This window comes from Flavobacterium sp., from assembly GCF_039916025.1.
Taxonomy (GTDB): domain Bacteria; phylum Bacteroidota; class Bacteroidia; order Flavobacteriales; family Flavobacteriaceae; genus Flavobacterium.
Genome location: NZ_JBDSMB010000019.1, coordinates 1 through 25,898 on the forward strand (window position 1 = coordinate 1; position 25,898 = coordinate 25,898).

The window sequence follows — 25,898 nt, forward strand, 5'->3', positions numbered from 1 at the left end:
ATGTGAGACTTGGGAATTTGTCTAATGAATGTGAAATATAAAAAGTAAAAAAATGAAAGCGGAAGACATTGACAAGAGCTTGCAAAGTATTACCCAAAACGGACAGCATTTAAGTCCGATTTTACCAGAAGGAATTAAGAACTATTTAATCGATATTGACGGAACTGTTTGTGATGATATTCCAAACGAAGAACCGGAAAGAATGCTGACTGCAGAGGTTTATCCTGATGCATTGGTAACATTGAATAAGTGGTATGACGAAGGTCACATCATATTCTTCTTTACTTCAAGAACGGAAGCACACAGAGAATATACTGAGATTTGGCTGAAAAAACACGGGTTTAAATACCATGGAATTTTATTCGGAAAACCACGTGGCGGAAACTACCACTGGATTGACAATCACTTAGTAAAAGCAACCCGTTACAGAGGAAAATTTACCGATTTAGTAGACAAAGAAGTAACCATTCAGGTGTTCGATGACGAGCATCATGAGTAATGTTCGGTAATTTGTTGATTTGGTAATTCAAATAAACAAAAACCAAATAACCATATAAACATTAAAAAATGTCAGAAGTATTAAATGTGCCAACGATGGCAGAAATGATGGCTCAAGGCAAACAACCGGAAGTTTTATTTTGGGTTGGTTGTGCTGGTAGTTTTGATGACAGGGCAAAAAAAATCACTAAAGCATTTGTGCGTATTCTAAATCGGGCGAATGTCGAGTTTGCTGTTTTGGGTACGGAAGAAAGCTGCACTGGTGATCCGGCAAAACGTGCGGGAAATGAATTTTTGTTCCAAATGCAGGCCATGATGAACATTGAAGTTCTGAATGCATACGAAGCTAAGAAAATCGTAACTGCCTGTCCACATTGTTTTAATACCCTGAAAAATGAATATCCTGAATTGGGTGGAAAATATGAAGTAGTTCATCACACCCAATTTCTGAAATCTTTACTTGACAGCGGAAGATTAACTATCGAAGGCGGACAATTCAAAGGAAAAAGAATCACGTTTCATGATCCATGTTATCTTGGAAGAGCTAACAATGTGTACGAAGCACCAAGAGAGTTAATCCAAAAATTGGATGCTGAACTGGTAGAAATGAAACGCTCTCGAGCCAATGGTTTATGTTGTGGTGCCGGTGGTGCCCAAATGTTCAAAGAACCTGAACCGGGAAACAAAGACATCAACGTGGAAAGAACAGAAGATGCTTTAGAAACCCAACCTGAAATCATTGCTGCGGGTTGTCCATTCTGCAACACCATGATGACCGATGGTGTAAAAGCCAAAGAAAAAGAAAGCGAAGTAAAAGTAATGGATATTGCTGAGCTTATTGCTAATGCTCAAGACTTATAAATCCTAAATCCCAATTCTTAAATCCTAAATAAAATGTTAGTTCCTTTTGAAAACTTACCCGAAGATTCTAAAATTTGGATTTACCAATCCAATAGAAAATTTTCAGATGATGAAATGACTGAAATCGAAAATGATTTAAAAGCATTTATCGAAAATTGGGCAGCTCACGGAACTGGATTAGAAGCTTCGTATCTACTGAAATACAATCGTTTTATAATTCTTGCTGTCAATCAGGAAGTGCAGCAGGCAACAGGTTGTTCTATAGATTCATCTGTCGGTTTTATCCAAAATTTGGAACAAAAATATCAGGTTGATTTGTTAGATAAAATGAATGTGACGTTTAAAAACGGAGATCATATTGCTCACAAATCGTTGATTGATTTTAAACGAATGGCTAAAGAAAAAGCCGTGACAGCCAATACTATTGTTTTTAATAATTTGGTGAATAGTATCGAAGAATTTAATGAAAACTGGGAAGTTCCTGCTGGTGAAAGCTGGCACAGCCGTTTCTTTTAAGCCCTAAATTCTATGAAAAGGTTTTTATTCAGTATAGGTTTATGCATAGGATTGCTATTTTTGATTACGAATTGTTCGTCAACCAAAAATAAGCCAACGCCTGCGATTGCAGCAAAACCGGAAGTTATCGCTGACAAGCAAATTGAAGAACCAATCGATAATGAAACCTATATTCCAATTCCAAAATCCGAAAGGAAAAACTTTTTCCCGGAAACTGCTCTCGAAACTCATTGGGTAGATAGCGTTTACAATCAAATGAGTTTTGATGAAAAAGTAGGCCAACTCTTTATGGTTGCTGCTTATTCTAACAAAGATGCTGCTCATGTTGCTGATGTTGAAAAATTGGTTGCCGAGAATAAAGTTGGAGGATTAATATTCTTTCAGGGCGGACCAATGCGTCAGGCACAGCTAACCAACAAATACCAATCACTTGCTAAAGTGCCTTTGTTTATTGGGATTGACGCCGAATGGGGCTTGAGTATGCGAATCGATTCAACTTTTCGTTATCCTTTTAATATGACTTTGGGAGCGATTAAAGATTTAAAATTGGTTGAGAAAGTTGGAGTTAGCCTTGCCAAAGAAAGCAAAAGAATGGGAATTCATTTCAACTTTGCACCGGTTTTAGATATCAACACCAATCCAAAAAACCCAATTATCGGTTACCGATCGTTTGGTGAAAATAAAGTCAATGTGACCGAACATGCGATTGCACTGATGAATGGAGCACAAGGTCAGGGAATATTTTCAACAGGAAAACATTTTCCCGGACACGGAGATACAGCTACAGATTCGCACAGTACTTTGCCAATAGTTAACGCTTCACGTGACCATTTAGAAAAAGTAGAGTTGTATCCGTATAAACGAATGTTTGATGAAGGTCTGGTTTCTGTAATGGTAGCACATTTGAATGTACCAAGCCTTGAACCAAGACAAGGTTTTCCAACTTCACTTTCTTATGATGTCGTTACGAATCTGCTTAAAAAAGAGTTGGGTTTTGACGGTTTGATTTTTACAGATGCTCTGAATATGAAAGGCGCAAGTAATTTCAGAAGCCCGGGCGATATTGATTTGGAGGCATTTATGGCAGGAAATGACATTTTGCTTTTTGCAGAAAATGTACCACTTGCAGCAGAGAAAATTTGTGTGGCTTATCAGGATAGCCTTATTTCGGATTCCCGATTAGCACAATCGGTTAAGAAGATTTTGAGCTACAAATTCAAAGCTGGATTAAATAAGTACAAATCAATCGAAGGCATCAATCTGTATAACGATTTGAATCCGAAATCAAACGAGACTTTGCAATATGAATTGTACGAAAATGCAGTTACCGTTGTAAAAAATGATGGAAACATCCTGCCTATTAAAAATCTGAATCAGAAAATTGCTTACGTAAAATTGGGTGATGATACCAATAGTTCTTTTGTCAAAACTTTAAAGAAATATACCGAAGTTACTGAAGTTTCAGATACCAATATCGATACGTTAATGACGAAACTAAAGGATTATGAAACCGTAATCATTGGTTACCATAAATCGGATAAATCCTGGTGGAAAGCTCCGGAGCTGACAGTTCCTGACTTGCAGATAATAGATTCTATTGCCTCTAAAAAGAAAGTTATTATTGATTGTTTTGCCAAACCTTATTCATTATCAAGGATTTTGAATTTTAATGAATTACCAGGTGTAATCGTTTCGTATCAAAATGGAGATATAGCTCAGGAAGTTTCAGCCGAATTGATTTTTGGAGCAATCGGCGCAAAAGGATTGCTTCCGGTTTCTATCAATAACACATTAAAAGCTGGTGACGGAATTACAACTCAAAAACTCAATCGTTTGGGCTTTTCAACACCGGAAAGTGTTGGGATGAGTTCAGAGAAACTCAAACAGATTGAAACCTATGCTCAAAAAGCCATTGATGGTAAAATGACACCAGGCATGCAGGTTTTGGTTGCCCGAAAAGGAAAAGTCATTTATCAAAAATCATTTGGAAAACAAACCTATGAAGGTGAAGTAAAAGTCAAGAACAGCGATTTGTATGATGTAGCTTCTGTGACCAAAATGGTTGCTACTTTGCCAAATATAATGCAGGTTTACGACCAAAAGAAAGTTACACTAGAAACAACTCTTGGTGAAATGCTGCCAATATTCAGAGGTTCCAACAAGCAGAAAATTACTTTTAAAGAATTGCTGTCCCACTATGGCAGAATGCAGGCGTGGATACCTTTTTACACCGCTACATTAGATTCAGCTAAAATGCCAATGGACAAATATTATCGCAAAATATATAGCGAAGGATTTACCAAACGCGTTTCCGATAGTTTGTATTTACGTGATGATTATCATGATACTATTATGAAACGAATCATCGAAAGTCCGCTTATTGATAAAAAAGAATACCGCTACAGCGATTTCACTTTTATTATCTTGAAGCAGTATCTTGAGAAAACAATGGGCAGGCATTTGGATGAATTGGCAACTGACAATTTCTACAAAACACTTGGGATGAATAATACACTTTTTAATCCTTTAACTAAATTTGATAAAAGTGTAATTGCTCCGACAGAAATCGATAATTATTTCCGTCATGATGTCATTCAGGGTTATGTTCACGATATGGAAGCTGCAATGGAAGATGGAGTTGGTGGACATGCCGGAATCTTTTCCAATGCTATGGATATCGCCAAGATGATGCAGATGTATTTGCAGAAAGGAAATTACGGTGGCATTCAGTATTTCTCTGAAGCTACGTTTAACGATTTTAATACGTGTTGGTTTTGTCCCGAAGGAAACCGTCGCGGTTTAGGATTTGACAAACAGCAAATAAGCGGTGCTGGTCCAACATGCGGTTGTGTTTCGATGTCGAGTTTTGGACATACTGGCTTTACAGGAACTATAGCCTGGGCTGATCCGGAAACCGATATTGTTTATGTTTTATTATCAAACAGAACGTATCCCGATTCTAATTTGCCAAATAAACTTTCTAAAGAAAACATTCGTGAAGACATTCAAAAAGTCATTCAGGAGGCTATTATAGAGAAGTAGTTTAAGTTTTTTAACCTGAACAATAGAACAGAAACATATATATTGACTACTTTCACCAAAATAAAATTTAATATTATGAAAAATTTAAAAATTCTTATCGCAATTATGGGTTTGTTTGTCATGATGACATCATGCTCTAGTGAAAGCGGAGCAGGAAATGGTAACATGAGAATCATTGGAAAAGCGACCTACACTAGTCCAGCTGCTGGGAAAATGAACAATACGACACTAAACAGTGATGTAGTCTTGATCAGTTTCAAAATCAACGTAAATGAAATCTCATTCAAATATGGAGAATCAGATGATGACAACGGAGATAACGAAAGCGGGGACAATGATAATGGTAATGATAATGATGACAACGGTGACGATAATCATGATGGTCTTTTTAACGGCGACGATGAAGTTGCATTAAATGGCCCATGGGAATTAGATTTATTAAACCAAACAACTCCAATTACTACAATCGCTGTTCCTAACGGAACTTATGATGAAGTAGAATTAGAACTAGGTAAAAGTTTAGTAAGTACTTCAACTTTGTATAACAAAACAATCGAAATCAGAGGTACAATAAACGGAACACCTTTTGTTTTCAGGCATGATTTGGATCAAGAATTAAAGATTGATTATGAAGACGCGGGTCAAAATCTGATAGTTAATAACAATTCTTTCGATTTGGTTTTCAATTTTGATTTAAATCAATTATTAAGCACAGTAGATTTGAGTGGAGCTGTTGATGGCAATGGAAATGGTATTATTGAAATTGGTTCAGATGATACAGATGGAAACAATGCACTTGCATTAGTTTTAAACCAACATCTCGGTCAATGTAGTGAAATGGAAGGTGGAGAGCATGGCGACGGCGACGGAGAAAACGATGGTGATGACGATTAAATCTCTGAAAGAATTTTAATTCAAATGAAACCTATCCGAAAGGATAGGTTTTTTATTTCTTTCTGAAAAATAATTCAACTAAAATCACAACAAATATTCCCGCGATATAACTCAGAATATCCTCCCAACAAAATGAAGTTCCGATAACGGTTCTGGCGATTTTTGAATTTTGCAAACCTAATTTTTCTACAACATTTAGGTATTGAAGAAACTCAACTGTGAAGGCGAATAGCAATACAAAAATAGCTGTAGGTATGACTTTTAATTTTAGAAAAGACTTTATAAAGCAATAGATTAAAATCACTACTAATACATCGCCAAGATAAGGGCGTACAAAGTTGTCGTGAACATAAAGTGCAATCAGTACTTCGATAGTAAAAATCAGTGAGAACAACCTAAAATAGGTGGAGTTGAATTTCAGCATATTACTCTTCACCATCATCATCCAACTTAAATGGATAATCACCAAAAAGCGCGGCAAGTTTTTTAGTTTGATAAGTCTTTCTGGTAAACTTGTTAGATAAAACTATAATTGTGACCTTCTCTTTTCTCAAGTTGATAAAAGAAGAAGTGTTTCCGTGCCACCAGCCATTATGATAATAAAAAGGCTCACTTTTTTCAAATTCAGTCATTCGGATACCTAAGCCATAATTTCGTATTCCTTTGCTTTCATGGCTATAACCGGTGTATATCTTTTTTATCAAATCAGGATTCAGGAAAAAAGGAGCGTAACGGGCTTTGTCAAACTTCAATAAATCTCTCGGCGTCGAATAAATGTTTTTATCACCATAAATCCCATCCAGGTAATCAATTCCAATCTCTACATTATTTCCTTTGTATGATGGCGCAATGATGTCACGGTCTTTAGTAATGTCAAAAACAAATGTATTTGTCATGCCAAGTGGTGCAAAAATCATCTCTTTCATTGCCTCAGGATATTTTAATCCGGTAACCTTTTCAATAATTAAAGCCAGCATTGCATAATTAGTATTGCAATAGCCAAATCCGGTATCGGTTGGTCTTTCCAACGTAATTTTTTTATCCACTATAACCTTTACAATATCTTCATTGGTCAGGTTTTGTTTTTTATCCCAATTGCCATTTTCAAAAGTGAAGTAGGCATAATTTCTCATTCCGCTACGGTGATTAAGCAGCGTTTGAACTGTTACTTCAGGATAAGGAAAGTTCTCGATAATTGTATTTACTTTTTGGTCAAGCTTAATTTTTTTTGCATCAATAAGCATCAGGACAGCTGTAGAAGTCAATACTTTACTCACGGAAGCAATATGCAACGGCATGTTTTTAGAAATCATTTCGCCAGTTCTTTTATTGGCGTAACCCATATAATTTTCATAAATTATCTGACCATTCTTTGCTACCAAAAAAGCTACGTTATCGTTTTTCTCTGACCATGTTTTTTCAAAATAACGGCCAACGCCATATTTTTTATCATTGATAAAAGCATTGGTAAGTTTTGGCAATTCTTCTTGTAAAGGCATCATTACCGGAATGCCGTTTTTATTCATCTTAATAATGCTTTCTTCTGTTTTCTCTTGTTTGGAGCAAGAAACAGTAAGCAGAATAATGGCTAAAAATTGAGTAGTATAGTAGGTGATTTTGGATGTCATTATAATAATATTGGAAAAACAAATATAATTATTCATTAAAGCCATAAAGTTACTTTTTCAGAAAGCTATCAACAGGTTTTTCACAATTTTTTATGATAAATTTATAAGTTAGTAATAATCAATGACAACCATAAAATAGCGTAAAAGTTATTTATTGAAAAAAGTTTTGAAAACGTTTTCGTTACTATTACTTTTGGCATCACAAAAAAAAAGCATCCATGAAGTTTGGTATTATAAAAGAGCGAAAAAATCCACCTGATAGAAGAGTAGTTTTCACACCTGAAGAATTGGTACGCTTGCAAAAAGAGCATCCAGATGCTATAGTCAAAGTTGAAAGTTCTGATATCAGGGTTTTTAATGATGAAGCTTATAAAAACTTAGGTATTGAAGTAGCTGATGATATATCAGATTGTGAAGTTTTTTTTGGTGTAAAGGAAATCCCGGTTGATTATTTAATCCCAAACAAGAAATACTTTTTCTTTTCGCATACTATAAAAAAGCAAGTTCATAACAGAAAGTTGTTGCAGGCAATTTTAGATAAGAAAATCGAATTATATGACCATGAAACGATAGTTGATTCATCTAACAGAAGATTGATTGGTTTTGGTCGTTATGCCGGAATTGTTGGAGCTTACAATGGTTTTAGAGCATTTGGGATAAAATTTGAGTTGTTCAATCTGCCTAAAGCCGAAACTTTACAAACAAAAGAAGATTTAATCGTTCGATTGAAAAGACAAATTCTGCCAAACATAAAAATTGTTTTGACTGGTCATGGCAAGGTTGGCATGGGCGCAAAGGAAATTCTTGACGGAATGAAACTAAAACAGGTTTCTCCAGAGGATTTCTTAAACAAAATATATTCAGAAGCTGTTTATACGCAAATCGATGTTTTGGATTATAACAAACGAATTGATGGAAATAAAGTAGAAGATAATAACGATTTTTATAAACATCCGGAAGCATATACTTCAGACTTTGAACGTTTTGCCAAAGTTACCGATGTTTTCATGGCTGGACATTTTCACGGAAATGGTTCGCCGGATATTCTTACTCAGGAAATGCTTCAGTCGCCAGATTGTAAAATTAAAGTTGTTGCTGACATTTCTTGTGATGTTGACGGGCCAATTGCCTGCACTGTAAGATCATCAACGATTGCTGAACCGTTTTATGGTTATTTACCAATAGGAAACAAGGAAGTTTCATATATGCATCCAGGAGCAATAATGGTTATGGCTGTTGATAATTTACCCTGTGAATTACCAAAAGATGCCAGCGAAGGTTTTGGCGTAATGTTTATGGAACATGTCATTCCGGCTTTCTTCAACAATGATAAAGATGGAATTTTGCAACGCGCCAAGATTACCGAAAACGGAAAACTAACAGAGCGTTTTGCATATCTTCAGGATTATGTTGATGGAAAATAGTTAATTTCCCAGCGGTTACATTTGTTTGTTTCCTATAAAATTGGGGTTTAATGCAATATCTTTTTTACATTTGGATTGTCAAATCTAATTTTGTGAAAAAGATATTTTTTTATTTCCTACTGCTAACATCCATTTATACAGTCCAATCTCAGGAACTGCTTCCGTTTGTAGAAAATTTCACGAAGTCAAATTATTTTGGCGACAATCAAGTGTGGAGCTTAGCTCAAGGAAATGACAATGCCTTTTATTTTGCCAATAATCATTATTTTTTACGTTATAATGGCGTAAAATGGGAAAAGTATACTTTGCCAAACAAGACAATCCTGCGTTCGGTTTTTGTTGATGGTGATAAAGTATATACGGGTTCCTATAATGAATTTGGGTATTGGAAAAGAATTTCCGGTAAAATGATTTATTCTTCATTGAGTAAAAACAAAAAGCTTTTCACAGGCGCATCTATCAATGAAGAGATTTGGAAAATTTTCAAGCATCAGGGCAAAATTTACTTCCAATCGTTTAACGAACTTTTCATTTATTCTGATGGTAAAATTGAAAAAATTAGAATTCCATTTCAGATTTCCTATTGTTTTGTTGTTGATGATAAAATTTATGCTGCTTCGGTAAATGATGGCGTATATCTGTTTGAAAACAAGACTTTTACTGAAGTAACGAAGTGGCAGGGTTTAGAGAATAGTATTGTTCACTGTATTGCAAAAAACAAGAATAAAACCTATGTGTTCACTCAAAAAAATGGAGTTTTTGTTGAAGAAAATGGCAAGTTAATAGAATGGAACAATGAGTTAAATTCCATTTTAAAGAAAGAAATTATCATTACAGCAAAGTTTATTGATGAGGACAGACTGGCTATTGGAACTGCTTTTAAAGGATTGTACATCATTGATTTAAAATCAAATACACATAAGAATATCAATCGAAACAATTCGCTGATAAACAATTCGGTGCTTTGTATTGGTTTTGACAAAGAAAACGACTTATGGTTAGGCTTAGACAACGGAATTTCACATGTTGAAATCAATTCACCATACACTATTTTTTCTGATAACACTGGTGTTCTGGGTTCTGTCTATGCATTAGCAGCTATTGAAAACGGTTATTTGTTAGGTTCAAACCATGGTGTTTTTAAATATCAGGATAAAAAACTACAGTTGCTGCCAAATTCTCAAGGGCAGGTTTGGGATATTCATAAGATTGGAACAAAATACATTATTGGTCACAACGATGGAACATTTGTTTATGAAAATGAAGTGCTTAAAAAAGTAAATTCTATAAGCGGTGGATGGAAGTTTCAGGAAAGTGATTATGATAATAAATATTTTCAGGCGAATTATTCCGGAATTATTTTATACAATTCTCCAATTGATTTTACGCAGTATAAAATCGTTGACGACTTAACTAAACCCATTAAAAATATTGCACAAAATAAACCAAAAGAGCTTTGGGCTGTAGATAATTACAGGAGTTTGTATAGAATTACATTTAATAGTTTATATGAAGTTGAAAAAGTAGAAAACATTACTCAGCAAAATAAGATATGGAATGACTATGGCGTGAAAATTTTTAATTTTAAAAATGAAATTCTGTTCTTCATTGACAACATTTGGTACAGCTTTAATTCAATTTCTAATAAGCTGGAAAAGAACGCAATTTTCAATAAAAACTTTGCAAATATCTCGGAGATAATCCCAGTAAACAATTCCAACTTTATAGTTTTAAAAGACAAATTATTGTATGTTATTCATCAAACTGGTGAAAACTATATTTGGGATTTAATACCTGAAAAATATTATGAAGGGAAGATAATCAATCAGGATACGAAAGTATTTAGAGACGGCAACCAATTATTGATGAACCTTGATGATGGCTTCTTTTCTTTTCAGCTTAAAAACTCTAAAATTAATAATCAAAAAGTTAAAGTAGAAGCATTCTATCAAGGCAAGATGATTGATGGCGAAACTTCTGTACAGTATAATCAATCTGTTGAAGTTGATATTATTTCTGAATATTATGGTTATAACCGTCTTGGATTGTTTTACAAATTAAATGATTCTAAGTCTTTTTTACCTATAAAATCAGGGAATATTGTTTTAAATAATCTTACAAGCGGCAATCAAAGTTTAAAAATATATTATAATAATGGAGAGAATTATATCCCAATTGCCAATTATCAATTTAAAGTTGATAAACCATGGTATTTTTCTTTTTTGATGGTATTTGTATATGCATTGTTGATTTTGGGTAGTTTTTATCTTTATTATAAATGGAATAAGATTAGATATTTAGAAAAACTAAAACTTAAAGAAGAGGAGCTAAAACATCAAAAACAAATTCTACAATTAGAATTAACAGCTGAAAACAAGCTTAAATTACAAGAGTACGACAAGCATATTTTAGAGATGCAGGTCCAATCTAAAGCATCTGAAGTTGCGGGAAAATCACTGTCCATAGCCAAACAATCAGAAATGATTGAAAGTATTCAGAGTATTCTTGATAATGAAAATGATTTAAATCAGCTTAAAAACAAAATCAAGAAATCAATAAAGATCAATGCGCTAAATAAAAATGAATGGCAAAGTTTTGAAAAGAACTTAATACAAAGCCACGAAGATTTTGTTCATAAACTCACACAAAAATATCCTGATTTAACTTCAAAGGATATTAAGCTCTGCATATACCTAAAAATGAACTTATCCTCAAAAGAAATTGCTCCATTAATGAATATTTCATTTAGAGGCGTCGAGTTACATCGTTACAGATTGAGAAAGAAGTTGGAACTTCACCAAGACGAAAGCCTTTCTAAATTTATGATAAATCTATAATTTTTCGAATATTTTTATCAATAATCAAATATTTTCCTTCTTTTTTTATTGTTTTATAACTCATCACAGCTACATCAAACAATTAGCTGACAGATGAGTTGTTTGTTATAAATTAGCATCATAAATTACTAAATTTCAATTAATTAAAATATAAATATATTATTTTGATGTAGTAATGTAGTGATTTGAATTAACATACTATAACGTTGTAATTGACTATATTAGCAATACCAAACCAAAAAAGTATTTTATGAAAGGCATTCTTAGTATTATGTTATTTTTTCTATTTACTTCAATAACCAGTTCACAAACAATAAACGGATTAGTAACGGATGATAGTAATTTGCCTTTACCAAGTGTAAATGTTATTGTAAAAGCAACAGGCAAATCAGCAATTACTGATTTTGATGGGAAATACACAATAGAAGCCAGCGTTGGAGATGTTTTAGAATTTTCTTTTATTGGGTATGAAACAATAACTAAGAAAGTCACTTCACTTTCAATGAATGTTGCTCTCAAAACAGAAGCAAATAACCTTAATGAAGTTGTTGTTATAGGTTATGGTACCAAAAAAATGGGTTCAATTACAGGCTCAGTTGCACAAATTAAAGCTGCTGATATTATTAAAACGCCTTCTCAATCAGCGATTCAGGCAATTCAGGGTAAGGCTGCCGGTGTTAACATTGTGACTAATGATGAGCCAGGTGCCAATCCTTCTATACGAATCAGAGGTTTGGGAACCATTCTCGGTGGTCGTGATCCATTGTATATTGTTGATGGGGTAGAAGCCAGTAGCTTAAATGGATTAAGTCCAAATGAAATTGCCTCATTAGATATTTTGAAAGATGCTTCATCACTTGCAATATATGGACAAAAAGGAGCAAATGGAGTAATAATTGTCACCACTAAAAAAGGAAAAAAAGGAAAAATGAAGATTTCCTATGATTCTTATTACGGGCAAAAATTTATCCAACGCGAAGTTAAAATGGCTGACTCATATCGTTTTGCTTATTATAACAACACAGCCCAGGGTAATGCCAACTACTTTAGTTTTGATCAGCCATATAATACAAAATGGCTTGATGAGATTACCGATACAGGTGAAGTAATTAGTCACCATATATCTGTTTCAGGAGCTAGTGATAATGCTAATTATTATTTTTCTGCTACTAATTATAAAGAAAAAGGAATTTTATTAGGTACTCAGTATGAAAGAAATAATGTCAATTCAAGAAATGAATTTAGATTGCTTGATGATAAATTAAAAATATCGCAAAATTTCAATTTAACTGTTGCTAATAATATTACCAAGCCAAATAGCGCTTTTACCAATGCCTACAGGCAATCTCCAATAGTTCCTGTTTATTTTGACAATGGAAGATGGGGTGTTCCTCTAAGAAATCCAACAACGGGACTAATAGACATTAATGGAAGTGACCGTTTTAATAATGTTGGAAATCCAGTTGCTCAATTATATTATACGAACGACAAAAATAAAGACGTTACACTTTTTGGTTCTGTTTCAGCCGAACTTAAATTATCAAGAGATTTTGCATATACTTCTAATTTTGGTGCAAAATACAATACTTATAAAGGCTTTTCCTTTACACCAAACGATCAAATTTACCTTTCACAAAATGCTACAAGCACAATTGATGATTACGAAGCTTCATTTGGTACCAATGAAGTTAAATACAATACTCTGACACAAAAAAGAAGCGATTCTTACGAATACAATTGGGATAATTACTTAACATTTAAAAAAACTTTTGACAAACATGATGTAACTGTTGTTGGCGGTATGTCTAGGAGTACAAAAGAGAATTTTGAAAATCTGGAAGGAACAAGGTTTAACGTTCCAAATCAATCGAATTATTGGTCCTTAGATTTAGCTTCCTACAATACTGTAACAGCTCCGGGTTCTGTTGTTACCAATCATAGAGACACACCCGTTGTATCGCTTGCTTATTTTGGAAGAGTAGAATATGAATATAATGGTAGGTATATGCTATCAGCCTCTATACGCAGGGAAGGAATCAGTACTTTTCAGCAAAGTCAAAAATGGGGTGTTTTCCCTTCTATATCAGCTGGCTGGTTAGTAAGTGATGAGAAGTTTTTGCAAAACATTAAAGTCATAAATTTCCTTAAAATCAGGGCTGGTTATGGAGAGATTGGAAATGCAAATTCTCTTAACTCATTGAATATCCCGATTTTTTCACCTGGATCAAATTATGCCTTTGGTTCTAATCAGGGCATTACTCCAGGAAGCTACCAACCTTATGCTGTTGACCCTAATTTAACATGGGAAACAATGCAGGAATTTGATTTTGGTATTGATTTTAAGGTTTTAAAAAATAAATTATCAGGAACAATTGATCTGTATGACAGAACATCATCAGATGTGATTTTACCCGTAGATCTTCCTGATGTAATATCAGAAGGGAGAACCGTTGTAAATACTGGAGATGTCAGCAATAAAGGAGTTGAAGTTTCCTTGAGATGGGATACCAAAATAAATGATAACTGGAGTTACTGGGTTGGAGGAAATTATTCTTATAACAAGAATGTACTTTTAAAAGCAAATAACGCATACTTCGCCAGATTAGTCGGAGGAAGTTTGAGCAATGGCTACACAACCAAACAAGTTCTCGTTGGTGAGGCTTTAGGTAGTTTTTATGTGTATCAGGTTACCGGGAAAAATGCTGATGGAAACTTTACTTATAGTGACGAAAAAGTTGTTGCTGGTTCATATTTGCCGACTTATACTTATGGTTTGAGTTTTGGAATAAACTACAAAAACTTTGATTTTTCAACTGATGCTTATGGAGTCGGTGGTAATAAAGTTTACAATGGTAAAAAAGCACAGCGATTTGGAGGAGAGAATATAGAATATGATTATTTAAATAGTTTCTGGACACCATCCACGCCTAATGGTTCAAATCCAGCACCATTCAATGAAGTTCCTCGCCCTTCGACTTATTACATAGAGGATGGATCTTATTTAAGAATCAACAACATCACACTTGGCTATACTTTACCCAAATTTTATGAAAAAATTGATAAAATAAGAATGTATGTAACAGCTGTCAATCCTTTCATATTCACTAAATACTCTGGTTATTCGCCAGAGATATCGGGAAGTGATAATGCAAATCCATTGGAAGGAGCAGGAATAGAGCTAGATGCTTATCCGACCAATAAAACATTTTTATTTGGTTTAAATGTAAGTTTTTAATAAAAGATTGATATGAAAAATATTTTAAACAATAAACTCCTAATACTTCTATTTTCTGCTTTAGTAATCACAAGTTGTGAAGACGACTTGAATGTGAAGCCAAATGATGTTATTGAAGTAGATGATTTTTTAAATGATCCAAATAATGCTATTCAGTTGGTGAATGGCGTCTATAGCAAACAACTGGATTATAATATGTATTCTTTTTCATGGATAGGGATTACAAGCATAACTTCTGATGATGCAGATAAAGGCTCTACACCAACCGATTACGGAACAGATAAAGGCAAAATGGATAATCTGACTTTTACATCAACTGATATTTCTTTCAGTGATGTTTGGGAAGGCAGATATCAGGCAATAGGAAGAGCTAATACGGCACTGTTTTATTTAGATCAATTTACGATTGATGAGACCTTAAAAAGCCGATACATAGGAGAAGTGAAATTTTTAAGAGCGTTGTTTTATTTTGATTTGGTAAGATGCTTCGGAGGTGTCCCAATAGTAACGACCAAGATTGACATTAACGATTCAGAAGCAATCAATAATATAGTCTACATTAGAAAAACCAAACAAGAAACCTACGCACAGATTGAAGCTGATTTATTAGATGTAATTGACAGATTACCTCTTAAAAGCACCTATGCTGGAAATGATTTAGGTAGAGCAAGCAAAGGAGCTGCACAAGCGTTGTTAGCTAAAGTTTATTTATATCAGGAAAAATGGCTGGAATCCTACAATATGGCTGGTGAAGTTATTTCATCTGGTCAATATTCACTACTTCCAAATTATGCTAATGTATGGAGAGAAGTAGGAGAAAACAGCTCGGAATCTATCTATGAAGTACAAGCCACATTAACCAAAGGCCTTGTCGATTATACCAATGTTCAGGGACCAAGAGGAACTCCCGATTTAGGATGGGGCTTTAATACACCATCTTTATCTTTGGTAAACTCATATGAAGCCGGAGATCTTAGAAAAGATGCCACAGTAATGTTTGTACCATCTGTATTATGGGATGGATTTATTGCACCAACAACATGGAATAATCCAAGATACAATTACAAAGCATACCAAAGCAGTGTTGCCGAATCATGGAATGGCGATAAAGGGCAAACTGCTAAGAATTTGAGAATATTAAAATACAGCGACATACTTCTTATTAGAGCCGAAGCAGGTTTTCATGCAGGAATGACATCTGAAGCTGTTGACAGAATTTCAGAAATTAGAGTTCGCGCAGGCTTGACTGCCGTTACTTCAGTAACACTTGAATCCATTCTTAAAGAACGTAGAGCCGAAATGGCAATGGAACACGATCGTTGGTTTGATATTGTCAGAACCGGTCAGGGTCCAGCTGCTATGAGCCTTGATGGTAAAACTTTTATAGTAGGAACACATGAATTATTCCCAATACCGCTTGATCAGATTATCGCTAGCGATAACAGGTTAACACAAAACCCAGGATATTAACATTATCATTTATATTAACTTAAACATTAAATATTTAAAATTATGAAAACAAACAAAATTTTAGTTTCGGCATTTGCTTTTTCTTTAGCATTTGCATCTTTTACAAGTTGCAGCAGCGACTCAGGTAGTTCATTACCGCCAATTGGAGGTTACAACAATTCTGACGAGGTAGCAGCATCTTCACAAAAAGCTTATTGGCCATTAGACGGGAACGGAAAAGAAGAAGTTTCAAATACATCTCCAACTTCTACTGTTGCCACAACCTATGTAGATGGTATCAAAGGTCAGGCAGCAAGTTTTAACTATGGTTATATGGCATATCCAGCTATCACAGCATTGAACACAACGTCAGGAAGTGCATCAATTTCAGTTTGGGTTAAAGTATCTAACAATAAAGCAAACCCAGCTGCAGTTAGTACTACATCTCCAATTTTCTCTTTGACAAGAACTGGTGAAGCATTCGGTAATTTAAATTTAATGGCAGAAACTCACGGATTGACAACAAGTGATTCAATTCAGATGAAAGGTGTTTTTAGAATCAAAAAACCAGATGGAACTGAGTTCGGTGGAGATGCTGTAAACATGATTAAACAAGAAGCTTGGATGGATGCAACCCACACTTGGGCTGCTAACAAAATTGGTGGGCAATGGGCTCACGTAGTTTATGTTTATGATGGTCCAACTGCAACTAACAGAATTTATGTTAACGGTGTTAAAATCTCTAATTCTGCTTGGGAAGTAAGAAATGGCGGTGATCCATTCCCATTAAACCATTTCCTTCCAACAAGACCGGTTATCGGAGCTTTAGAGACAGTTGTTAACGGAACAAATCTTGACACTTGGAACGCTGCGTTAAAAGGACAAGTCGATGAATTAAGAGTTTATGACAAAACCCTTACTACCGCAGAAATTGGGGCTTTGTATGGATTAGGATTAGAAGGTAGATAATTAGTAAAAATGAAGCCTAACAGGCGCTCATTTGTCTGTTAGGCTTCATATTTTAAAATCAATTACATCATATATCATCAATCATGAAATGTTTAGTTAAATCATTAATAATTTTTCAATTTTTGCTTGTTTCCTGTTCATGCTCCGATAAGTCAGGAGATACACATGAAGAAGTAACGCCCTTAACTGATGAGCAATTATTGGATAAGGTGCAAAATGATGTTTTCAAATACTTTTGGGATTACGCTGAGTTTAATTCTAAACTCGCTAGAGAACGTTATCATACCGACGAAACTTACGTTGATGTAAATCTTGTTACAACGGGAGGTTCAGGTTTTGGATTAATGACTATTTTAGTTGGTATAGAAAGGAATTTTGTACCAAGAGAAGAAGCAGTAACCAGGCTAAACACAGCCTTAACTTTCCTCGAGAATGCAGATAGATTTCATGGTGCATGGCCACATTGGATAAATGGAACCAATGGACATGTTGTGCCATTTGGCGCCGATGATGATGGCGGAGATATAGTCGAAACTTCATTTTTGTGTCAGGGATTAATTTGTGTTAGAGAATATTTCAAAAACGGAACTCCAGCCGAACAGACATTGGCCCAAAAAGCTGATGACTTGTGGAAAGGTGTTGAATGGAATTGGTATACCAAAGGTGAAAATGCAATGTACTGGCATTGGTCACCTAATTACGCTTGGATTAAAAATTTCAAACTGGAAGGATACAACGAATGCCTGATTACCTATATTATGGGAGCAGCTTCTCCAACTCATGCCATACCGTCTGCAGCTTATCATCAGGCGTGGGCAAGAAATGGAGCAATTGTTCACGGAGGTTCTCAATATGGAATTCCCGTAGTTTTTAATTATAATGGTTCAACCGGAAATGTTGGCCCAATGTTTTGGGCTCATTATTCCTATATGGGACTAGACCCAAGAGGTTTATCAGATCAATATGCAAACTATTGGACATTGGTTCAGAATCATGCCAAAATAATGAATAGATATTGTGTTACCAATCCGGTTGGGTGGACTGGATATGGAGAAGATTGCTGGGGCTTAACCGCAAGTTATAGCAGAAATCCAAATGGAAGTGTTGGTTATACCGATCATAAACCTGGTAATGACAGAGGTGTGATTTCACCAACAGCCGCTTTATCGGATTTCCCATATACACCAACAGAATCAATGAAAGCACTACGGTTTTTTTATGAAAATGAAGATTGGAAAGACAGATTAATTGGAGTTGCCGGACCATATGATGCTTTTTCTCCTCATTATGATTGGGTAACCAAAAGATATTTGGCTATCGATCAGGGTACTATCGTTCCGATGATTGAAAATTATAGAACGGGTTTCCTATGGAATTTATTCATGCAGGCACCAGAAGTTCAAACCGGACTTCAAAATTTAGGATTTTCATCGACACAACACGGATTTTAAACAGTTTTTTGAATTATGAAAATCAAACTAGCACTTATTATTTTTTTAATAAGCTCTCCTTTCTTTGTTTTCTCTCAAGACATTGAAGGAAGTTTTAGCACCGAGATTCATACTTCATACACCTATAACTATTTACTTCATAAGCCAGAAAACACCAAAGAGAAAAAACCTTTGATCATTTTTCTTGTTGGCGATGGAGAAAAGGGAACAGACGTTGAAAGAGTAAAAATCCACGGACCATTCAAGTATTTAAAAACACACACTTTAGATGCTTATGTTCTTGGACCACAATGTCCAGAAAATGAATCTTTCAATTCGGAAACGTTATACAGATTGATTTTAAAAGTTCAAAAAGAAAATAACATTGACAGCAATAGAATTTACCTCACCGGATTAAGTTCTGGTGGTTGGGCAACTTGGAATCTTGCGTTATTGCACCCTGAATTATTTGCCGCATTGGTTCCAATTTCAAGTTACGTTGATTTGAATGAGGAAGACTATGCTTGTAAATTAAAAGACATTCCCATTAGAATTTTTCATGGATTACTCGATGATTTAGTCAATCCATATTACCCAGTAAGTATGTATAAATTATTAAAAGCATGTAACGCAACTGATGTTAAATTAACTCTTTTTGACGATGAGAATCATGGTTGTTGGACCAGAGTTTATGACAATCAGGAAATTTATGATTGGATGTTACAACAAGTTAAAAAACAATAATATTATATAATGAAAATTAAATTCGCCATACTACTATTCGTCTTGTTGGGAACCGTTACTTCTTTTGCCCAAAAAAGCAAAAAAGTAATGCCAATAGCTACTAAAGAAATTTTTGTTTCCGATTTGTTAGCCAAAATGACTTTAGAGGAAAAAATTGGGCAGCTGAATTTGCCAACATCCGGAGATATCACTACTGGTCAAGCCAACAGTTCCAATATTGCAAAAAAAATAGAGGAAGGAAAAGTTGGTGGTTTATTCAACATAAAATCAGTTCAAAAAATAAAAGAAGTTCAGAAAATAGCTGTTGAGAAAAGCCGCCTGAAAATCCCATTGCTTTTTGGTATGGATGTTATTCACGGCTACGAAACTACATTTCCAATTCCGTTAGGATTGTCCTGCAGCTGGAATATGGATTTGATAAAACGAAGTGCCCAAATCGCCGCCCAGGAAGCCAGCGCTGATGGAATTAACTGGACATTTTCACCAATGGTTGATATTTCACGTGAACCACGTTGGGGTAGAATTTCCGAAGGTTCGGGCGAAGATCCATATCTTGGAAGTCAGGTTGCAAAAGCAATGGTTCATGGTTATCAAGGCGACGATTTAAACAAAAACAATACTATTTTATCTTGTGTAAAACATTTTGCTCTTTATGGTGCGCCAGAAGCAGGAAGAGAGTACAATACAGTTGACATGAGTAGAATCAGAATTTATAACGATTATTTTCCACCTTATAAAGCTGCCGTTGATGCTGGTGTAAGTTCGGTTATGGCATCTTTTAATGAAATTGATGGAATTCCGGCTACTGGTAATAAATGGTTATTGACTGATGTTTTAAGAAAACAATGGAATTTCAAAGGATTTGTTGTCACAGATTACACAGGAATCAATGAAATGACAGAACACGGAATGGGCGATTTGCAAACCGTTTCTGCATTAGCATTAAATGCCGGAGTTGAAATGGATATGGTTGGAGAAGGTTTTCTAACAACACTGAAAAAATCGATTGATGAAGGAAAAGTGACTTTGGCACAAATCGATAATGCCGTCCGATTGATTCTTAATGCAAAATATGATTTAGGATTATTTCAAGATCCATACAAATATTGTGATTTCAATAGAGCGAAAACTGAAATTTTTACACAATCAAACAGAGCAGAAGCCAGAAAAATAGCTTCAGAATCTTTGGTTTTGTTAAAAAATAAAAACCAACTTTTACCATTAAAAAAATCTGGAACAATCGCTCTTATTGGTCCATTGGCTGATGCCAAAGAAAATATGGCAGGAACCTGGAGTGTGGCAACTAAGCAGGAAAATTCGGTTTCATTATTGGCCGGAATAAAATCTGTTGTTGGTGCATCTGCCAAAATAGTATATGCTAAAGGCAGCAATCTCGATTATGATGCCGCTTTGGAAGAAAGAGCAACTATGTTTGGTAAAACCTTGCACAGAGATAACAGAAGCAAAGAAGAAATGTTAAGTGAAGCATTGGCAATAGCTAATCAGGCGGATATTATTGTTGCTGCACTTGGCGAAGCTGCCGAAATGAGCGGAGAATCCAGCAGCAGAACAAATCTTGAAATTCCACAAGCTCAAAAAGATTTATTGCAGGCTCTGCTAAAAACTGGAAAACCAGTTGTTTTGGTTTTATTTAATGGAAGACCATTAGTTTTAAATCAGGAAAATGACACTGTTCCGGCAATATTAGATGTTTGGTTTGCAGGAAGCGAAGCGGGTTTAGCCATTGCAGATGTTTTGTTCGGAAATGAAAATCCATCGGGAAAATTAACCGCAACTTTTCCCCGAAGCGTTGGGCAAATACCAATTTACTATAATCATAAAAACACGGGCAGACCTTTAGGCAATAAAGATGGCATTTTCGAAAAATTCAAATCTAATTATTTAGATGAACGAAACGAACCTTTATTTCCTTTCGGATACGGATTGAGTTATACCACTTTTGATTATTCAAATTTGAAAATTTCATCTACCAAAATTTCGCCTTCTGAAACTTTAAAAGTAACTGTTGATGTTGCTAATACAGGGAATTTTGACGGAAAAGAAGTAGTGCAGTTATACATCAGGGATTTGGTTGGCTCGGTTACAAGACCAGTGAGAGAATTAAAAGGCTTTCAGAAAATAAATATTAAAAAAGGAGAAAAGCAAACCATGACATTTCAAATTACGGCAGAAGATTTGAAATTCTATAATTCAGATTTACAGTTCATTGCAGAGCCAGGTGAATTTGAAATTTTTGTTGGAAGCAATTCCAACGCGGAACTGAAAACTTTGTTTGAGTTAGTTAAATAAGTTTTTTGTGCACTTCGAGGAAAACCCTTTAGTCAATACTAGAGGGTTTTTTGAAAATAATACAGCGTTCTTTTTATCTTTATAAAAAATTATTCATCCATGAAAAAATATATTACTATTTCTTTTTTGCTGTTCGTGCTTTCTGTTAATGCACAAACCGTTCAGTCTCCTTCAAAGCAAATCACTTTGAAATTCGCTTTGTCCGACGGAAAACCAACTTATGAGGTTTCGTATAAAAACAAATCAGTTATTCTTAAAAGTTATTTGGGTATTAAACTAAAAGGAGCGCGTGATTTGGACGATAAATTCAGGATAGACAGCATCAGACAAGTAACGGTCAATGAAACATGGCAGCCAGTTCTTGGTGAACAGTCCAATATTAAAAACAACTACAATCAACTAACCGTTGCACTATATCAGGCTTTGGCAGATAGAAAAATGAACATCATTTTCAGGGTTTTTGACGAAGGTGTTGCTTTTCGCTATGAATTTCCGAAACAACCTAACTTAAATTATTTTATCGTTTCGGATGAAGTCTCAGAATTCAATCTAACCAGCGATCACAAAACATTTTGGCTTCCGGGTGATTTTGATAGTCAGGAATATGCGTATACCGAATCTAAGCTTTCAGAAGTAAACACAGATAATGTTGATAAAAACAATGGCATCAATTTAAAAAGCATAGCAGGAAAATACGTTGTTCAATCGCCATTAATGATGAAATCGGCTGATGGTTTGTATATCAATATTTTTGAAGCTGCTGTGGTAAATTATCCTATTATGCATTTGGATTTGGTTCCTAATGAATATAAGCTAACATCACGTTTAGTTCCGAATGCTATTGGAGATAAAGCCTATTTGCAAACACCTTGTGTTTCCCCTTGGAGAACCGTTATGGTAAGCGATGATGCTAGAGATATAGTTAGTTCCAAAATGATTTTGAACTTAAATGATCCATCTAAAATAGAAGATACTTCCTGGATAAAATCAATGAAATATGTTGGAATTTGGTGGGAAATGCATGTTGGAAAATCGACCTGGGATTTTGCAGGTTCACAAAATGCACAAAATGCTGCCGATGGAAAATTAATTCCTTCAGGAAAACACGGAGCAACTACAGAAAACACAAAGCATTATATTGATTTTGCTGCAAAAAATGGTTTTGACGGCGTTTTGGTTGAAGGCTGGAATGTAGGTTGGGAAGACTGGTTTGGCAACTGGAAAGAAAATGTTTTCGATTTCACGACGCCTTATCCCGATTTTGATTTGAAAGCAGTTAGCGATTATGCCAAATCTAAAGGTGTCAAAATGATTATGCATCACGAGACTTCAGGTTCGGTTGCGAATTATGAAAGACATTTAGACAGAGCAATGGATTTGATGAAGAAGTATGGTTATCCTGCAGTGAAGTCGGGTTATGTGGGAAGAATTATTCCGCGTGGCGAATTTCACGATGGTCAAACCATGGTCAATCATTTTAATTATGTTGCCCAACGAATGGCAGAAAATAAATTGATGGTGAACTCGCACGAAAGTTCAAGACCAACAGGTTACAGTAGAACTTATCCAAATTACATTGCAGCAGAAGCGGCAAGGGGCAACGAATTCAATGCCTGGAGCAATGGAAATCCACCAATGCATGAAACCATTTTACCTTTTACAAGATTATTAGGTGGACCAATGGATTATACACCGGGAATTTTTGAAATCAAAATGAGTTTTTACGACAAAACAAAGACCGCTCAGGTTCATACCACTTTGGCAAAGCAATTGGCGTTATATGTTACGATGTATTCTCCGCTACAAATGGCAGCTGATTTACCTGAAAATTATGAGAGATATGCTGATGCGTTTCAATTTATAAAAGATGTTGCGGTGGATTGGCAGGATTCAAAATACCTTGAAGCAGAACCAGGTGATTATTTGACGGTTGCCAGAAAAGACAAGAAATCAGAAAACTGGTTTTTGGGAGCAATAACAGATGAAAATGCCCGTGCTACAGAACTTAAATTAGATTTCCTTTCGCCTAATAAAAAGTATAAAGCTACTATATATCAAGATGGCGTTGATGCTGATTGGGAAAAAAATCCAAAATCCTATGTTATAAAAACTATACAAGTTACCTCTAAGTCAAAAATTAAATTAAGTTTGGCAAAAGGTGGCGGCACAGCTATAAGTTTTGTGCCAATAAATTAAAAAAAAAAAGCATTTGTAAATGAAAAAAAGTATTGCTTTATTGTTTTTGTTATTGATTGTGGAAAGTAGTTTTTCGCAGCAGAAAACGTATTGCAATCCAATCAACATTGATTACGAATATTGTCCGATTCCCGATTTTGTAAAGCAAGGAAAACACAGAGCGACAGCCGATCCGGTTATCACTTTTTTTAAAGGAGAATATTATTTGTTTGCTACCAATCAATGGGGTTATTGGCACAGTAAAGATATGCTCAACTGGAAATTCATTTCCAGAAAGTTCTTAAAACCTGAGAATAAAGTCTGGGACGAATTATGTGCGCCTTCCTTGTCTTTTGTCAATGATACTTTGATGGTAATTGGTTCAACACATACGAAAGAATTCGCTTTGTGGATGAGTAAAAATCCTGAAAAAGATTCATGGAAAAAACTGGTTGAAAATCATCAAATCGGCGCCTGGGATCCACAAATTTTTTGGGACAAAGAAAAGGATGAACTCTATGAATATTATGGTTCGAGTAATTTGTATCCTTTGTATGGTGTAAAACTCAATCGAAAAACATTCCAACCTGAAGGTGAAGTTATTCCGGTTATAGCATTGAATGATTACGAACATGGTTGGGAACGTTTTGGTGAACACAACGATAATACATTTTTGCAACCCTTTACCGAAGGTGCTTTCATGACAAAATATAATAACAAATATTATTTGCAATATGGCGCGCCTGGAACCGAATTCAGCGGTTATGCTGACGGCGTTTATGTGGGGAACAATCCACTTGGACCCTTTGAATATCAGTCGCACAATCCGTTTTCATATAAACCAGGAGGTTTTGCAAGAGGAGCAGGTCACGGAGCAACTTTTCAGGATGCCAACAATCAATACTGGCATGTTTCCACTATTGGGATTTGTGTGAAAAATAATTTTGAAAGACGTATCGGAATTTGGCCTGCAGGTTTTGATAAAGATGATATTTTGTATTCTAATACAGCGTATGGTGATTATCCAACGTATTTGCCTTCGCAGAATAAAAACCATTTAAACGATAATTTCTCAGGTTGGATGTTGTTGAATTATAACAAACCAGTTCAGGTTTCTTCCACACTTGGAGGATTTCAACCTAACTATGCTGTTGATGAAGATATCAAAACCTATTGGAGTGCAAAATCGGCAAACAAAGGTGAATATTTCATTACTGATTTAGGAGAAATAAGCACGATTAATGCTATCCAGATTAACTATGCCGACCAAGATGCTGATTTAATGGGAAAACCGGAAAAAACTACTGGACATAAGTATATTATCTATTCTTCTGACGATGGTAAAAAATGGAAAGTTTTAGTGGATAAAAGTAAAAACACAACTGACGTTCCGCATGATTATATAGAACTTCAAACACCATCAAACGCCCGTTTTCTTAAATTGGAAAATATTCAAATGCCAACAGGTAAATTTGCGTTAAGCGGTTTTAGAGTCTTTGGAAAAGGAGCAGGCGAGAAGCCAGCTGCTGTTCAGAATTTTGTTCCGTTGCGTTCTGGTCCAAAAGTAAAAGGAGAACGAAGAAACGTTTGGTTCAAATGGCAGCAAGAGCAAAAAGCTGATGGTTATGTGATTTATTTTGGAAAATCTCCGGATAAATTATACGGTTCGATTATGGTTTATGGAAAATCAGAATATTACTTTAACGGATTAGATAAATCGGATGCTTATTATTTTCAAATAGAAGCTTTCAATAATAATGGAATAGGACCAAAAAGTGACATTAAAATAGCAGATTAAAAAGTGAAAATAAAATTAGAAATTACATTTCAATTAACGACTTTTATGAATTAATTAAAAACAACCAAAAACAATAGTATTTAACCAA

At 34.9% G+C, this 25,898-nt stretch carries 17 protein-coding genes; 15 read left to right on the forward strand and 2 right to left on the reverse strand.

Features of this window, described 5'->3' with window-relative positions; genetic code table 11:
• The first annotated feature begins 52 nt into the window (after positions 1–52).
• From ABIQ27_RS01195 to ABIQ27_RS01215, 5 genes are all read left to right on the forward strand, one after another.
• Positions 53–499, forward strand: a complete 447-nt coding sequence (locus ABIQ27_RS01195) for a phosphoheptose isomerase (RefSeq protein WP_348031278.1) — start codon at positions 53–55, stop codon at positions 497–499.
• Positions 500–567: 68 nt separating this feature from the next.
• Positions 568–1,359: a (Fe-S)-binding protein gene (locus tag ABIQ27_RS01200; RefSeq protein WP_348031280.1), complete on the forward strand. Its 792-nt coding sequence runs from the start codon at positions 568–570 to the stop codon at positions 1,357–1,359.
• A 33-nt stretch (positions 1,360–1,392) separates the two neighbouring features.
• Positions 1,393–1,875, forward strand: a complete 483-nt coding sequence (locus ABIQ27_RS01205; protein WP_348031282.1) for an ABC transporter ATPase — start codon at positions 1,393–1,395, stop codon at positions 1,873–1,875.
• A 12-nt stretch (positions 1,876–1,887) separates the two neighbouring features.
• A complete protein-coding gene (locus tag ABIQ27_RS01210) occupies positions 1,888–4,917 on the forward strand; it encodes a glycoside hydrolase family 3 N-terminal domain-containing protein (RefSeq protein WP_348031284.1) in 3,030 nt (1,009 codons plus the stop codon).
• 75 nt (positions 4,918–4,992) lie between these two features.
• Entirely contained in the window at positions 4,993–5,811 is an 819-nt protein-coding gene (locus ABIQ27_RS01215) for a hypothetical protein (protein ID WP_348031286.1), read from the forward strand.
• Between the two features lie 52 nt (positions 5,812–5,863).
• Here ABIQ27_RS01215 and ABIQ27_RS01220 read toward each other — a convergent pair whose 3' ends face one another.
• Both ABIQ27_RS01220 and ABIQ27_RS01225 read right to left on the reverse strand, forming a co-directional pair.
• On the reverse strand, positions 5,864–6,250 hold the full coding sequence (locus ABIQ27_RS01220) for a DUF2809 domain-containing protein (RefSeq protein WP_348031288.1): 387 nt from the start codon (positions 6,248–6,250) through the stop codon (positions 5,864–5,866).
• Complete coding sequence (locus ABIQ27_RS01225) at positions 6,237–7,439, reverse strand: serine hydrolase domain-containing protein (RefSeq protein ID WP_348031290.1); 1,203 nt, start codon at positions 7,437–7,439, stop codon at positions 6,237–6,239. The genes ABIQ27_RS01220 and ABIQ27_RS01225 overlap by 14 nt, the downstream gene beginning before the upstream one ends.
• Positions 7,440–7,657: 218 nt before the next feature.
• On the opposite strand from ABIQ27_RS01225, the gene ABIQ27_RS01230 reads away from it, so the two are divergent.
• From ABIQ27_RS01230 to ABIQ27_RS01275, 10 genes are all read left to right on the forward strand, one after another.
• Positions 7,658–8,863, forward strand: coding sequence for an NAD(P)-dependent oxidoreductase (locus ABIQ27_RS01230; protein ID WP_348031292.1), 1,206 nt, complete (start codon positions 7,658–7,660; stop codon positions 8,861–8,863).
• A gap of 92 nt (positions 8,864–8,955) precedes the next feature.
• The gene (locus ABIQ27_RS01235) at positions 8,956–11,700 is read left to right on the forward strand and encodes a histidine kinase (RefSeq protein WP_348031293.1); all 2,745 of its coding nucleotides are present in this window, start codon (positions 8,956–8,958) and stop codon (positions 11,698–11,700) included.
• Between the two features lie 250 nt (positions 11,701–11,950).
• Positions 11,951–14,935 carry a SusC/RagA family TonB-linked outer membrane protein gene (locus tag ABIQ27_RS01240; protein ID WP_348031295.1) on the forward strand — a complete coding sequence of 995 codons (2,985 nt, stop codon included), beginning with the start codon at positions 11,951–11,953 and terminating at the stop codon, positions 14,933–14,935.
• A gap of 12 nt (positions 14,936–14,947) precedes the next feature.
• A complete protein-coding gene (locus ABIQ27_RS01245) occupies positions 14,948–16,405 on the forward strand; it encodes a RagB/SusD family nutrient uptake outer membrane protein (RefSeq protein WP_348031297.1) in 1,458 nt (485 codons plus the stop codon).
• Between the two features lie 42 nt (positions 16,406–16,447).
• Entirely contained in the window at positions 16,448–17,353 is a 906-nt protein-coding gene (locus ABIQ27_RS01250; RefSeq protein ID WP_348031299.1) for a LamG-like jellyroll fold domain-containing protein, read from the forward strand.
• A gap of 83 nt (positions 17,354–17,436) precedes the next feature.
• On the forward strand, positions 17,437–18,804 hold the full coding sequence (locus ABIQ27_RS01255; protein WP_348031301.1) for a glucoamylase family protein: 1,368 nt from the start codon (positions 17,437–17,439) through the stop codon (positions 18,802–18,804).
• A gap of 15 nt (positions 18,805–18,819) precedes the next feature.
• A complete protein-coding gene (locus ABIQ27_RS01260; RefSeq protein ID WP_348031302.1) occupies positions 18,820–19,527 on the forward strand; it encodes a prolyl oligopeptidase family serine peptidase in 708 nt (235 codons plus the stop codon).
• A gap of 9 nt (positions 19,528–19,536) precedes the next feature.
• Positions 19,537–21,837, forward strand: coding sequence for a beta-glucosidase BglX (bglX, locus tag ABIQ27_RS01265; RefSeq protein ID WP_348031304.1), 2,301 nt, complete (start codon positions 19,537–19,539; stop codon positions 21,835–21,837).
• 99 nt (positions 21,838–21,936) lie between these two features.
• A complete protein-coding gene (locus ABIQ27_RS01270) occupies positions 21,937–24,033 on the forward strand; it encodes a glycoside hydrolase family 97 protein (RefSeq protein ID WP_348031306.1) in 2,097 nt (698 codons plus the stop codon).
• Between the two features lie 19 nt (positions 24,034–24,052).
• A complete protein-coding gene (locus ABIQ27_RS01275) occupies positions 24,053–25,810 on the forward strand; it encodes a discoidin domain-containing protein (RefSeq protein ID WP_348031307.1) in 1,758 nt (585 codons plus the stop codon).
• Positions 25,811–25,898 lie beyond the last annotated feature (88 nt).

Excerpts from the sequence above, each read along its gene's own strand:
- ABIQ27_RS01195 (WP_348031278.1), top strand. The coding sequence starts at position 53 with ATGAAAGCGGAAGACATTGACAAGAGCTTGCAAAGTATTACCCAAAAC.
- ABIQ27_RS01200 (WP_348031280.1), top strand. The coding sequence starts at position 568 with ATGTCAGAAGTATTAAATGTGCCAACGATGGCAGAAATGATGGCTCAA.
- ABIQ27_RS01205 (WP_348031282.1), top strand. The coding sequence starts at position 1,393 with ATGTTAGTTCCTTTTGAAAACTTACCCGAAGATTCTAAAATTTGGATT.
- ABIQ27_RS01260 (WP_348031302.1), top strand. The coding sequence starts at position 18,820 with ATGAAAATCAAACTAGCACTTATTATTTTTTTAATAAGCTCTCCTTTC.
- ABIQ27_RS01225 (WP_348031290.1), bottom strand. The coding sequence starts at position 7,439 with ATGACATCCAAAATCACCTACTATACTACTCAATTTTTAGCCATTATT.
- ABIQ27_RS01220 (WP_348031288.1), bottom strand. The coding sequence starts at position 6,250 with ATGGTGAAGAGTAATATGCTGAAATTCAACTCCACCTATTTTAGGTTG.
- ABIQ27_RS01270 (WP_348031306.1), top strand. The coding sequence starts at position 21,937 with ATGAAAAAATATATTACTATTTCTTTTTTGCTGTTCGTGCTTTCTGTT.
- ABIQ27_RS01255 (WP_348031301.1), top strand. The coding sequence starts at position 17,437 with ATGAAATGTTTAGTTAAATCATTAATAATTTTTCAATTTTTGCTTGTT.
- ABIQ27_RS01210 (WP_348031284.1), top strand. The coding sequence starts at position 1,888 with ATGAAAAGGTTTTTATTCAGTATAGGTTTATGCATAGGATTGCTATTT.
- ABIQ27_RS01245 (WP_348031297.1), top strand. The coding sequence starts at position 14,948 with ATGAAAAATATTTTAAACAATAAACTCCTAATACTTCTATTTTCTGCT.
- ABIQ27_RS01275 (WP_348031307.1), top strand. The coding sequence starts at position 24,053 with ATGAAAAAAAGTATTGCTTTATTGTTTTTGTTATTGATTGTGGAAAGT.
- ABIQ27_RS01250 (WP_348031299.1), top strand. The coding sequence starts at position 16,448 with ATGAAAACAAACAAAATTTTAGTTTCGGCATTTGCTTTTTCTTTAGCA.
- bglX (WP_348031304.1), top strand. The coding sequence starts at position 19,537 with ATGAAAATTAAATTCGCCATACTACTATTCGTCTTGTTGGGAACCGTT.
- ABIQ27_RS01230 (WP_348031292.1), top strand. The coding sequence starts at position 7,658 with ATGAAGTTTGGTATTATAAAAGAGCGAAAAAATCCACCTGATAGAAGA.
- ABIQ27_RS01215 (WP_348031286.1), top strand. The coding sequence starts at position 4,993 with ATGAAAAATTTAAAAATTCTTATCGCAATTATGGGTTTGTTTGTCATG.
- ABIQ27_RS01240 (WP_348031295.1), top strand. The coding sequence starts at position 11,951 with ATGAAAGGCATTCTTAGTATTATGTTATTTTTTCTATTTACTTCAATA.